At 71.6% G+C, this 12,685-nt stretch carries 8 protein-coding genes; 3 read left to right on the top strand and 5 right to left on the bottom strand.

The annotated features are described in order from the left end of the window. The first annotated feature begins 353 nt into the window (after nt 1–353). Entirely contained in the window at nt 354–752 is a 399-nt protein-coding gene (locus ACE3P2_RS12030) for an FKBP-type peptidyl-prolyl cis-trans isomerase (protein WP_374264731.1), read from the top strand. After that, nucleotides 749–1,432 carry an HD domain-containing protein gene (locus ACE3P2_RS12035; protein WP_374264733.1) on the top strand — a complete coding sequence of 228 codons (684 nt, stop codon included), beginning with the start codon at nt 749–751 and terminating at the stop codon, nt 1,430–1,432. The genes ACE3P2_RS12030 and ACE3P2_RS12035 overlap by 4 nt, the downstream gene beginning before the upstream one ends. Nucleotides 1,433–1,439: 7 nt before the next feature. On the opposite strand, the gene putA is transcribed toward ACE3P2_RS12035, so the two are convergent. Both putA and ACE3P2_RS12045 read right to left on the bottom strand, forming a co-directional pair. Next, entirely contained in the window at nt 1,440–5,102 is a 3,663-nt protein-coding gene (putA, locus tag ACE3P2_RS12040; RefSeq protein ID WP_374264735.1) for a bifunctional proline dehydrogenase/L-glutamate gamma-semialdehyde dehydrogenase PutA, read from the bottom strand. Between the two features lie 163 nt (nt 5,103–5,265). After that, a complete protein-coding gene (locus tag ACE3P2_RS12045; RefSeq protein WP_374264737.1) occupies nt 5,266–6,300 on the bottom strand; it encodes a zinc-binding dehydrogenase in 1,035 nt (344 codons plus the stop codon). 213 nt (nt 6,301–6,513) lie between these two features. Here ACE3P2_RS12045 and ACE3P2_RS12050 point away from each other — a divergent pair, with 213 nt between their 5' ends. Further along, nucleotides 6,514–7,305 carry a DUF2628 domain-containing protein gene (locus ACE3P2_RS12050; RefSeq protein ID WP_374264739.1) on the top strand — a complete coding sequence of 264 codons (792 nt, stop codon included), beginning with the start codon at nt 6,514–6,516 and terminating at the stop codon, nt 7,303–7,305. A gap of 37 nt (nt 7,306–7,342) precedes the next feature. On the opposite strand, the gene ACE3P2_RS12055 is transcribed toward ACE3P2_RS12050, so the two are convergent. From ACE3P2_RS12055 to ACE3P2_RS12065, 3 genes are all read right to left on the bottom strand, one after another. Then, nucleotides 7,343–9,502 (bottom strand): HlyD family efflux transporter periplasmic adaptor subunit, encoded by a 2,160-nt coding sequence (locus ACE3P2_RS12055; RefSeq protein WP_374264741.1) that lies wholly within the window; start codon nt 9,500–9,502, stop codon nt 7,343–7,345. 11 nt (nt 9,503–9,513) lie between these two features. Further along, entirely contained in the window at nt 9,514–10,974 is a 1,461-nt protein-coding gene (locus ACE3P2_RS12060) for an efflux RND transporter periplasmic adaptor subunit (protein ID WP_374264743.1), read from the bottom strand. A 24-nt stretch (nt 10,975–10,998) separates the two neighbouring features. Continuing rightward, the coding region (locus ACE3P2_RS12065; protein WP_374264745.1) for a putative Ig domain-containing protein at nt 10,999–12,685 on the bottom strand (1,687 nt) is incomplete at its 5' end.

Consider the following 12,685-nt stretch of genomic DNA (forward strand, 5'->3'; position numbering starts at 1 on the left):
GTTCGTCAGGCGTCCGAGGGTGATTTTTCATCGACCTTGCCCAAGTTTGACGCGATGTCCCGGGGTGGTGAGCCGCGCCTGGGGTGCGGGGCCTGCCTGGTTGCCTCGATATTGGGCGACTGCGCCGTATTTTCGGGCGGCGTCGCCCCGCACTCTGTCCGCCGAGGGGCGCCGCGACCCCCGGTGGCCTGAAAAATCGGACGACCGAGGGTCGCGCGGTGTCGAAGGCGCCATCCCCTCAAGCGATGGCGGCGGCCCGCGACCGCCACTCGGCTCGGATTCGATTGGCCGAGTCCGGCTAGAATGGCCGCCCGCTTCGGGTTTCATTCCGTTCCACTCAACGAAGGATCGCCATGCGTAACGTTTATCTCTCCGCCCTTGCCGCCGTGTTCGTCTCGAATGTCGCCGTGGCGGCGCCGGCCGTCGAAACCCTGCCTTCCGGCGTGAAGGTCGAGCAGGTCAAGGTGGGCGAAGGCGCCAGCCCCACCGCGACCAGCCGCGTCACCGTGCATTACCGCGGCACCCTGCTCGACGGCAGCGAGTTCGACAGCTCCTTCAAGCGCGGCCAGCCCGCCACCTTCGGGCTCAACCAGGTGATTCCGTGCTGGACCCAGGGCGTCCAGCGCATGAAGGTGGGCGGCACCGCCAAGCTCACCTGCCCGCCGGAAACCGCCTACGGCTCCCGCGATCTGGGCAAGATTCCGCCCAACAGCACCCTCAACTTCGAGATCCAGCTCCTCGACAGCAAGTGAGCCCCGCGCACACGCCGGCCAGCCCGCTGGTCGCGCAGGTGGCGGCGCAGGTCCGCACGCGCTGTCTGGCCGAACCGTCGGGCCACGACTGGCATCACATCGCCCGCGTGTGGCGGCTGGCCCGCGAGCTGGCCACCGTCGAAGGCGCCGACCCGGAAGTGACCGAGCTGGGCGCCTTGCTCCACGACATCGCCGACTGGAAGTTTCACGGCGGCGACGACGGCGCCGGCCCGCGGGCGGCCGCGCAGCTGCTGGACGGGCTGGGCGCGGCTCCGGCGCTGCGCGACGCGGTGGTGGAGATCGTCGCGACGGTGTCGTTCAAGGGCGCCGGCGTGGCTACCCCGATGCGCACCGTCGAAGGCCGCTGCGTGCAGGACGCCGACCGTCTCGACGCCCTCGGCGCCATCGGCATCGCGCGCTGCTTCGCCTACGGCGGCCACGTCGGCCGGCCGCTCCACGATCCGGACGTGGCGCCGGTGCTGCACGCCAGCGCCGACGCCTACAAGGCCGCCCAGGGCACCAGCCTCAATCACTTCTACGAAAAGCTGCTCCTGCTCCAGGACCGCATGACCACCGCCAGCGGCCGCCGGCTGGCCGCGGCGCGCCACCGCACGGTGGCGGCTTTCGTGCGGGCGTTTCTCGACGAATGGGGCGACTCGCCGCTGCATCCGCTGCCCTAGGCGCGGCTCAGGCCTCCAGCGTCATCAGGCTGGCGTTGCCGCCGGCCGCCGCGGTGTTGATGGTGACGCAGCGTTCCAGGATCAGGCGCGCGGGGTCGTAATCGGGCGTCGGCCGCAGCAGCGGGACGATCGGGCCCGGGCGCTCGCCGAGCCGGCGCAGCCAGGCGTCGGCACTGGCGTCGTCGCCGTCGTGGAGGAGGGCGCCGAAGTCGGTGTCGAACCAGTCCGCATCCAGCACGAAGCAGGCCGCCACGAGGGCCGGCAGGCCCTCGCGCAGCCGCCGCGCGGGTGCCGACGGGGCGCAGCGCAGGCCGTTGCCGTTGGCAATGGCGGCGATGAGCTGGTGCAGGTGGCGGGCCGGGGCGTCGTCGGGCCCGTCGACGCAGCCGGCGACGCAGCCCCGCGGCACGAAGTACAGGCGGTTGTCCTCGCCGGTGGGGCCGGGCAGGGTCAGGCGGATGCCGGCGAGGCGATGGGCGCGGCAGATGTCGGCCCGTTCCCGCAGCCTGACCAGGGTGTCGGCGTCGAAGAGCAGGCGGGCGCCTCCGTCGAGCCAGTCGCGCAGGGCGGCGAACGGCGCGTCCTCCCCGCTGCCGACGGCTTCGACCCGCAGGGCGCCGTTGGCGAGGCGCGGGCTGGCGCCGTGGCGCACCAGGCGCTGCAGGTAGAGCGGCCCGCCGGCCTTGGGTCCGGTGCCCGACAACCCTTCGCCACCGAACGGCTGGACGCCCACCACCGCGCCAACCATGCTGCGATTGACGTACAGGTTGCCCACCCGGGCGCGGCGGCGCACCGTCTCGACGGTGGCGTCGATGCGCGAGTGGACGCCGAGGGTGAGGCCGTAGCCGCTGGCGGCGATGCCGTCCAGCAGCGCCGCCAGGCCGTCGGCCGGAAAACGCAGGACATGCAGCACCGGCCCGAACTGTTCGCCGGCCAGTTCGCGGAGGTCGGCGATCTCGATCAGCGTCGGCGCCACGAAGGTGCCGGCCGCGCAGGCCGGCGGCAGCGTCAGGCGGGTGACCGGGGCGCCCCGGGCCCGCTGCGCGTCCACGTAGGCGTCGAGTCGGGCGCGGGCGTCGGCGTCGATCACGGGGCCGATGTCGGTGCGCGGATCGGCCGGGTCGCCGACGCGCAGTTCGTCGAGGGCGCCGCGCAGCATGGCGAGGGTGGGCGCCGCGATGTCGTCCTGCAGGCACAGCACCCGCAGGGCGGAGCAGCGCTGGCCGGCGGAATCGAAAGCGGAGGCGAGCACGTCGCCGACCACCTGTTCGGGCAGTGCGGTGGCGTCGACGATCATCGCGTTCTGGCCGCCGGTTTCGGCGATCAGCGGCAGGTTGCCGCCCCGACGCGCCAGCTGCCGCTGAATGAGCCGGGCCACCTCGGTGGAGCCGGTGAACAGCACGCCGCGGATGCGCGGGTCAGCCACCAGGGCGGCGCCGACGGTCTCGCCGGGGCCGGGCAGGAGTTGCAGCGCGTCGGCGGGCACCCCGGCGGCGTGGAGCAGGGCGACGGCGCAGGCGGCGATCAGCGGCGTCTGCTCGGCGGGCTTGGCGAGCACCGGGTTGCCGGCGGCAAGGGCCGCAGCGAGCTGGCCGGTGAAGATCGCCAGCGGAAAGTTCCACGGGCTGATGCACGCCAAGGGGCCGAGGGCCGGGTCGCGCACCGGGTCGAGATCCCGTGCCTGGGCGGCGTAGTAGCGCAGGAAATCCACCGCCTCGCGCAGCTCGCCCACCGCGTTGGCCCAGGTCTTGCCGGCCTCGCGCACCGCCAGCGCAATGAGTGTGTCGGCTTCGGCCTCGAAGGCGTCGGCGGCGCGTTCGAGGATCGCGGCCCGTTGCAGGGCGTGCAGCCCGGGCCAGGGGCTGGCACTGGCGGCGGCGCAGGCGCGGTCGATGTCGTCGGGACTGGCGTCGATCACTTCGCCGACCTGTTCGCTGCGGTCGGCGGGGTTGGTGACGACCTGCGCGGGGCCGTGACCGGCCGGGCAGGGGGCGGCACTGAAGCGGGTGTGGCGGGAGGCGGCGATCGCCCGGGTGAGGCGGGCCTGCACGGCGCCGCAGGCGAGATCGAAGCCGGCGGCGTTGCGTCGCCCGGTGCCGTACAGATGGGTCGGCAGCGGAATCCTCGGATGGGGCGCGCCGTCGAGCGGTGTGGCGACGTCGGCGGGGTCGGCGACGAGGCTGTCGATGGCGACGTTGGCATCGACGATGCGATTGACGAAGCTGGTGTTGGCGCCGTTTTCGAGCAGTCGGCGCACGAGATAGGCGAGCAGCGTCCGGTGGCTGCCGACCGGCGCGTAGATGCGCACCTGGCGGTGCAAGCCGGGCTGGCCGACGAGCTGGTCGTAGAGCGCCTCGCCCATGCCGTGCAGACACTGGAATTCGTAGTCGCCCGGCTGCCAGTCGGGCCCGGCCAGGTGGAACAGCGCGGCCAGGGTGTGGGCGTTGTGGGTGGCGAACTGCGGATAGAGCAGATCCTGCGCGGCCAGCAGCTTGCGGGCGCAGGCGAGGTAGGCGACGTCGGTGTACACCTTTCGGGTGTAGACCGGGTAGCCGACGAGGCCGTCGACCTGGGCGCGCTTGATTTCGGCATCCCAGTAGGCGCCCTTGACCAGCCGCACCATCAACCGCCGGCCGCTGCGGCGGGCGAGGTCGATGAGCCAGTCGATCACGAAGGGGGCGCGTTTCTGATAAGCCTGGACGACGAAGCCGAGGCCGTCCCAGCCGGCCAGCGCGGGGTCGAGGGCGAGGGCCTCGAGGAGGTCGAGGGAAAGGTCGAGGCGGTCGGATTCCTCGGCGTCGATGTTGAGTCCGATGTCGTAGCGGCGGGCGAGCTGGCACAGGGCGGCAAGCTCGGGCAGCAGCTCGGCCAGCACCCGGTCGCGCTGGGACCAGCCATAGCGCGGGTGCAGCGCCGACAGCTTGATCGAGATGCCGTCGCCGTCGATCACCCCGCGGCCCGCCGAGGCGGCGCCGATGGCGTGGATCGCCTCGGCGTAGTCGGCGCGATAGCGGCGCGCATCGGCGGCGGTGAGGGCGGCTTCGCCGAGCATGTCGAAGGAGTGACGGTAGCCGCGGGTGGCGCGCTCGCGGGTGCGCTCCAGCGCTTCGGCGATGTTGCGGCCGGTGACGAACTGTTCGCCGAGCATCCGCATCGCCAGATCCATGCCCTTGCGGATCAGCGATTCGCCACCGCGCTCGACGAGCCGGCCGACGGTGGCGCCGAGCCCGGACGCGGCCGACGGGGCGAGAAGGCGTCCGGTGAGCAGCAGCGCCCAGCTGGTGGCATTGACGAACAGCGAAGGGCTGTGGCCGAGATGGGCCTGCCAGTCGGCGCCGACGAGCTTGTCGCGGATCAGGCGGTCGGCGGTGGCGGTGTCGGGCACGCGCAGCAGGGCTTCGGCGAGGCACATCAGGGCCACGCCTTCGTGGCTGGAAAGGGAAAACTCCTTCATCAGCGCATCGACGCCACCGGCCCGGCTGCGGCGCTCGCGCAGCGCACCGACGAGGCGACGGGCGAGGGCGTCCACCTGCACGCGGACGGAGGGGTCGAGCCGTGCGGCGGCAATCAGGGGCGGAACGCAGTCGGGCTCGGGGCTGCGCCAGGCGGCGTCGATGGCGCCGCGCAGGCTGGCGGCGGACGAGCGCGGCGGAGTGGGCGTCGGATTCATGGCGGGCTCCTCGGGAGGCGGTCGGCCCGGTGGGCGAACGGGCACATGGAATCGCGCTACAAAGGAGATGACCGGTAATCCGGCGGGAAGTTTTTCCGATTTGCCGCTGCACCGCGCGGCGACACGACGAAAGCCGCGCCGCCTGCGTCGACCGGACGCGGGGCTAGGCGAGCAGGTCGAGCCCGACCTTGCCGAATTGCTGCCCGGATTCGAGACGGTCGAGGGCGTCGCGGGCGTGATCGAGGGGGAAGCGGCTGTCGATCACCGGCACGATGGCGTGGCGCGTGACGAAGCGCAGCAGATCGTGGAATTCGGCGAGATCGCCGTGGGTCGAGCCGAGGATCTGCAGCTGGCGGATGAAGATCCGGCGCAGGTCGGCCGGCGGTTGGTCGCCGGAGGTGGCGCCGCAGGTGACCAGCCGCCCGCCGCGCACCAGGGATTTCATCGCCGCCGACCACACCGCCTCGCCGACGTTTTCGATCACCACGTCCACCCCGCGCCCGTCGGTGGCGGCCAGCACGGCCTTGGCCACGTCCTGATGGCGGCTGTTGATGCCGTGATCGGCGCCCAGCGCCCGCGCCCGGTCGAGCTTGGTGTCGTCGCGGGAGGTGACGATGACCCGTGCCCCGGCGGCCTTGGCGAGTTGCAGGGCGGCCAGCGACACGCCGCCGCCGATGCCGAACACCAGCACCGTTTCCCACGCTTTGACGCGGGCCTGGGTGAACAGCATCCGCCAGGCGGTGAGGTGATTGACGCCGAGCGCCGCGGCCTGCACGAAATCCAGCGCCTCGGGCTTGGGGAAGACGTTGCGGGCCGGCACCGCGACCCATTCGGCAAAGGTGCCGTCGCGGTGTTCGCCCAGAAAGCGCATCCCCGTGCACAGCACGCCTTCCCCGCGCTGGCAGAATTCGCAGCGACCACAGGCGAGGCCGGGGTGGACCACCACCGCCTGGCCGGGCTTGAGCAGCGGCTCGTCGGCATCCACTTCCTCGACGACGCCGGCGCCGTCGAGGCCCATGATCTGCGGCAGCGTGTGGGTGATGCCGGCGCCGCTGTTGCGCATGTAGAGGTCCACCTGGTTGAGCGTGGCGGCGTGCAGGCGGATCAGCGCTTCGCCGGGGCGCCGCGTCGGGCGCGGCCGGTCTCCGATCTGAACCACTTCGTTGCCGCCGTGGCCGGTGATGAATACGGCTTTCAATGGGGTTGCTCCGGTTGCGGTGGGACGGGGAACGCGCCCGCAGGGACGTGCCGGCATGGGCGGTGGATGCGCGGCAATATAGCAATGTGTTGTCGTATGTCGCAAGCCCCGCAGTGGTGCCGGGCATTGCCTTGGGGGGGAGCGTCGGGATAGGCTTGCCAGGGCGGGAGCGATACCCGTTTCGAATCGACGAACCACGGAGAAAACACAGCCATGACCGACCGCGAAGCCCTTTACAAAGCCGTGATCGGCCCCCGCAACCAGGATTATTACCTGCGCCACTTCGCCCGCTTCGACGCCGCCGGCAAGGCCGGCATCAGCTGGAACTGGCCGGCGGCGCTGCTGAGCTTTTTCTGGTTCCTGTATCGGCGGATGTGGGCCTTCGGGATCGCCTATCTGGTGCTGGCCAATGTGGTGGCGGGGCTGTTCGCGCTGTTGTTCGGCGACAACGGCCGGTGGCTCGGTTTGATTGCCCAGTTTGCGCTGCCGGGGATGTTCGGCAACGCGCTGTATTACCGCCACTGCACCCGCAAGATCGCCGAGGCCGAGGCGGCCAGCGGCGATCCGCAGAACCAGCTCGGTCGGCTCGAGGCCAGCGGTGGCACGGGCAGGGGTGGGCTGATCGTGGTGCTGGTGCTGTTCGGGATCACCGTGCTTGGCATGCTGGCTGCAGTGGCGATTCCCCAGTACCAGCTCTACGTGACCCGCGCCAAGCTCGAAGAGGCGGCACAGCTTGGCCGTGCGGCGGTGGATGCGGTCGAGACCTATCGCCAGCAGAACGGTCGTTTTCCGGAGCATGTGGCCGACGCCGGCGCGACGCAGGCGCTGCCCCCGTTCGTCTACAGCCTCGACATGGACGGCAATGCGGTGGTGGTGACGATCCGCCAGGGCAACGGGTTTGCGGACGGCGGCAACCTGCGCTGGGAGACCGGCGACGCGGTGGGGGGCTGGCGCTGCTCTGCCCGCCGCCTTAAAGCCGAGGCGCTGCCCCAGGATTGCCGCTGAGGTTGACGCAGGCCGGGGCGGCCCGGCCGGCATTGGCTTACCAGCCCGATTCGCGTACCAGCAGCGCGGCCCCCGAACGGAGGAAGTCGCCGGCGAGGGACTTGGGTTTGCCGTAGATCACCACCGCGCCGCGCAGGACACGCGTTGGTGCAGGGCCGTCGGCGGTGTCGACGGTGAGCACCACGCGGTACACCGCCCGTTCGGGAATCAGTTGGCCGTTGCGCTCGCGTACCAGCACCTCGCCCCCGTGGCCAACGGCCAGCATGGCGTCGGGCAGGGTGCGGGTGGCGTCGCGGTCGATGCGGGCAACCTTCAGCGGGCGGGTGGGCAGGCCCGGGGTTTCGGGCAGGAAACGGCCGCTGTCGCCCACCGCGACGCGTTCGACCTCGGCGTCGGTGAGATAGGTTTCCACTTCCCAGGCGCTCGGGTCGATGAACACGCCCATCTGCTGCTGCCGTCCGACGGCCTCGCCGACGCGCAGGTCGGGGGCCAGATCGGCGAGGACGCCGGCGAAGGGCGCGGTAACGGTGTAGCGCTGACGCTCTTCGGTGGCGCCGGTCAGTTCGGCGCGGGCAGCCTCGAGTTCCTCGACGGTCACCGGCTGGCGGGCGCGCAGGGTGTCGTCGAGCCCGGACACCTCGGCCTGCCAGGCGAGACGGCTGAAGCGGGCCTGGGCGAGACGCAGGCGGTATTCGGCGTCGTCGGCGGCCAGCCTGATCAGGACTTGTCCGGCTGCGACCGGCTCGCCGGGCTTGACGGGAAGTCCGTCCACCCGCGCCGGCCCCGGCGCGAACAGCGGGTAATGGCGCGCCGAGCGCATCAGGCCCTGACCATTGACCTCGAAGTTCCACGGCACCGCGAAGATGCCCACGAGCAGGATCAGCAGCCAGAGCTTGCCGCGCCCCTTGCCGCCGGCGCGGATCTGCGGCCAGCGGCGGCGCCATTCGCCCACTTCCTTGGCCATCGGCAGGAGCACGAACCAGCCGATCTCGACGGCGAACAGCAGCAGCCCGAGGGCCTTGAAGAAGTAGTGATAGACGAGCAGTGCGATGCCGACGAAGAGGGTCAGGCGATACAGCCAGACCCCGTAGGCGAACAGGATGAGGCCCCGGCGGCGGGCGGCGGGCAGGGCTTCGGGAGGGGCTTCGCCGAGCCCGAACAGGCGCTCGCGCAGATCCCAGCGGGCCAGCGCGAAGGCTCGGGCGTGGAGGTTGGGAAAGTCGAGGAAGTCGGAGAGCAAGAAGTAGCCGTCGAAGCGCATGAAGGGGCTCGCGTTGATTGCCAGGGTGGCCACCCAGGTGGTGGTGGCGAGCATGAACAGGGTGCCGCGCATGGTGCCGTCGGGCAGCAGCGCCCAGGCCAGGGTGGCCCAGGCGGCGATGGTCAGTTCGGTGGCGATGCCGGCGGCGCCCACTGCGAGCCGGTCTCGCCGGCGGGTGAGGCGCCAGGCTTCGTTCACGTCGGTGTAGGCCACCGGCCACATGACGAGGAAGGCGACCCCCATCGTGGGCACCCGGCAGCCGAGGCGCCGGGCGGTGAAGGCGTGGCCGAATTCGTGCAGTACCTTGACGAGGGTCAGGGCGACGCCGTAGCCGAGGGCGCCGCGCCAGGTGAGGGTGTCCACCAGCGTGGCCGAAAAGTGTTCCCACTGGCGCACCACCTGGTAGAGCCCGAGGGCGAGCGCGGCGAGGGTGAGGCGCAGGAAGGTGGCGCCGTAGAACACCTCGACCCGCGGCAACTGGCGCACCAGCCAGCGGTCCGGGCGCAGCAGCGGCACGCGGAAGAACAGGTAGTGGTGCAGCAGCCATTGCCAGACGGTGCTGTGGCGGGCTTTTTCCTGGAACACCAGGCGCGCGGTGCCGGCTTCGCCGAGGGGGCGGACGAGCTGGTGCTCGGTGAGAAAGCGCAGCACCAGCTCGACGTCTTCCTCGCCGAGGGTGAGGGTGGTCTCGGCCTCGATGGCGTCGGCGATCCGCGTCGGTTCGCCCAGCTGCCAGCGGGCGAGGATCTCGAAGGTGGGCCAGTCGATGCGATAGAACTGGTTGCGCACCGGGTCGTGGAGACTCCAGCTGGGGGCGCCGTCGGCGCCGGCGGGGCCGTCGAGGAGGGCGAGTTCGTCCCGCAGCGGTGGCAGGCAGCGGGGCAGATCGGCGGCGATGGCGGCGCCGACAGCGGGGGCGTCGAGGGTGGCCTGCATGTCCGGGCGCCTCAGAAGCCGATGGTCTGGCGCAGCGTGGCGAGGGGCCGGCGCAGCATCCAGTAGACCAGCGGTACGTGATCGCCGCGTACCTTGACGGTGCCCTTGAGACCGACGCGGGGCTTGTCCTGACCGTCGGCGAGGGTGGCGCGCAGGCGGTAGGCGAAGCTGCCGTCGGGCCGCGACACGGCTTCGTGGGCCAGGTAGCGCAGGTGGGCCTCGACCGGTGCCAGCGGGGCGGCATTGAGGTAGAGGGTGACGTCGGCGCCGGGGGGCAGATCGATCACGTCGCCGGGGCCGAGCCAGGCTTCGACCTCGGCGTCGTCCTCGCCGGCGATGGTGATGATGCGCTCGCCGGTGGTGACGGGCTTGCCGATCCACTCGGAGGGGTCGTCCATCAGCACGATGCCGTCGCGCGGGGCGGTGGCCTGGGCCTTGGCGAACTGGGCGGCCAGCAGGTCGGCTTCGGCCTGTCGTTCGGCGATGCGGCCTTGCAGGATGGCGAGCTGGGCCTTGCTCTTGGGGTCGAAGACGGCCTGCTGGGCCGACTGACGGTATTCCGCTTCGGCGGTGACGAGCCCCTGGCGGGCAACCGCGAGGCGGCTCGAGAGGGTGGTGAGGTCGAGCTGGAACAGGGTGTCGCCGGCCTTGACCTGACTGTTGGGAGCGACGAAGAACTTGTCGACGGTGCCGTCCAGCGGCGCGCGGACAACCGCGGGCTGAGCTGGCACGAGTTCGCCGGGGGCGAGCACGCTGAAGCGCACCGGGAACAGCAGCACGCCGGCGGCCAGGAGCCCGTAGCGCAGCGTGCGCCGCCGCCACAGGCTGGCGAGCTGGTGACGCAGGTCGGCGGCGTTGGCCTGGCGCCAGCGCTTGAGGCGAAAACGCCAGCCGTGGGCGGTGAGCCAGTGGCGGCGCAGGGCGTGGCGGCGCTGCGGATCGGGCCAGGCGTCGGCGAGCATCCGCCAGCGGCTGGCGGCGTCGGGTTTGGCCTGGATGTGCCATTCGTGGCTCCAGATGTCGGCCCATTCGCCCATCAGGCCGATCTCGCCGGCCTGCCACGGGGTGTCGCGGGCGAGCAGCAGGCCGCCGGGCGTGGCCGTGCCGAAGGGAATCCACAGGGCGTGGGCAGGCAGCCATTCGTCCCATTCGGCGGCGTCTTCGGCGGCGAGGCTGCCCGGCGAAACCACGCCGCCTTCGGGCGGGTGGGCGTGCAGGCGGCGTGAGACCCGTTCGAGCCAGTGCACGAAGGGGGCGTTGGCCTCCGGAGCGACGACGCCCGAGAGGGCCACCACGCCCCGGTCGGCCAGCCACAGGGCGGCTTGCCGGTAGGGCGCGAGGGCCAGGGTTTCATTCACCGCGATGAAGCCCAGCTCCGCCGGCGAGCCGGCCGAGCGGGCCCGGCGCGCCAGGTGGAGAAGGGCGCCCAGCGAGTGGGAGACGAAGGCTTCGCTATCGACGGGGTTGCTCACGTTGGGCTCGGTCGAAGGTTGTCATCAGGCCACGCGGGATGGCCGGGCGGCGGGCCGGGCGTGCTCGACGAGGCCACCGCGGGTCGCGTCGCGCCCGGGGGCGCTGGCGGTGCGGAACTGGGCGCTGAGGCCTTCGCGTCCGTTGAACGAGACGCGTTGGCCACCCTGTACGCGGATGCGGAAGATCGTCGATACGCTGTTGCCGAAGTTGTCCTTGGCGGTGACCTTCACCTCGATGTCGCCATCGAAATCGGCCGGCGCCGTGCCGCGGAACTCACCCTTGCGGGCGTCGAAGCGCAGCCAGCCGGGCAGGGCGGTGCCGTCCAGGCGTTCGGCCGACAGCTCGACGCGGGCGTCGAGGCGCGTGTGGCTGAAGGTGTCGGGCGGAACGATGAGCTTGATCTGCGCGGCGGGCTTGAAGTCCTGGTCGGTGAGCGGACGGGCGAGGATCAGGCTGACGTCGTCCTTGGCCTGGGTGGGCTGGACGACGACCCGGAAGCCGTCGGCGCGGGTGAGCCCGCTCTGGGACGGCGAGGACAGCAGGCTGCGCGTCTCGGGGGCCGGAGCGACCGGCGCGGGGGTGTTCGAGGCGGCGTTGCGGGTCGCGTCGGCGGTGGGCACGAGGCTGCCGGCGGCGAGGTTGCGGTCGCTGGCGCTGAAGAAGCCGTCGCCCTTGCCCGCCGTCCAGGCGCCACCGATGGCGCCGCTGGCAGCCGCGGGGGCGGTCCAGGCGGTGTCGGTGGGGGCCGGCTTGGCGGGGGCCGGGGCTTCGATCGGCGCCGGCACGGGCACCGGGGCCGGGGTTTCGGGCTTGGCTTCGACGGGTTTGACCGGCACGCCGGCAACGCGCAGGGTGAAGTCGGCGAAGCTTGGCTGATTGCCGTGATCGTCGGCGATGACGCGGACCTGCAGTACGCCGATGTCGCCACCGCCCGGCGTGCCGGTGAAGCTGCGGGTGACCGGGTCGAAGTGCAGCCAGGCCGGCAGCGGGCTACCGTCGGCCAGGGTGGCCGAGTAGTGCAGGGTGTCTTCGCCGTTGGCGTCGGTGAAGGTGCCGGCGGGCACGGTGAAGCTCAGCGGCACGCTTTCGGTGGCGTCCTGGTCGATGAGGATGCCTACGGTCTGCGGATCGGTGTTGGTGACGGCCTGGAAGGCGCCCGTCGCGAGGGTTTCGACCTTGCCGTCGCTGCCGTACACCTTGACCCGCACGTACTTGCCGATCTCGGCAGCGGTGAGGGTGTAGCTGGCCGCGGTGGCGCCGCTGATGGTGCGCACGTTGGTGCCGGCCGCGTCGTCGGCCACTTCCCAGACGTAGCGGAAGGTGGTGGCCGGATCGCCGGCATCGACGTCGTGCCACTGCCCCGGGTTGGCGGTGATCGTGCCGTCCTGACGCAGCGAGCCGTCGGTGCGGAAGTCGCCGCTGTAGGTGGGCAGCAGGTCGTTGATCGGCGCGTCGTTCACCGCGCTGACGGCGATGGATGCCTGGTTGCTGAGGATGGAGAAGGGGCTGGTGCCGCCGGTGGTGGCGAGGCTCGCAAGGTTGCCGGCGGAGCCACTGGAGCGGTCCCAAGCGTGGTAGGTGAAGCTGGCGGTGGTGGCGTTCTCGCCGTTGGGGACGAAGCGGATGCGGTCGGTGTCGGCCAGGAGCAGGCCGTTGGTGCCGGTGAGGCCGGCGACGGCGTTCCAGGTGGTGCCGCCGTCGGTGCTGTAC

The organism is Zoogloea sp. (assembly GCF_041911615.1).
Classification (GTDB): Bacteria; Pseudomonadota; Gammaproteobacteria; order Burkholderiales; family Rhodocyclaceae; genus Zoogloea.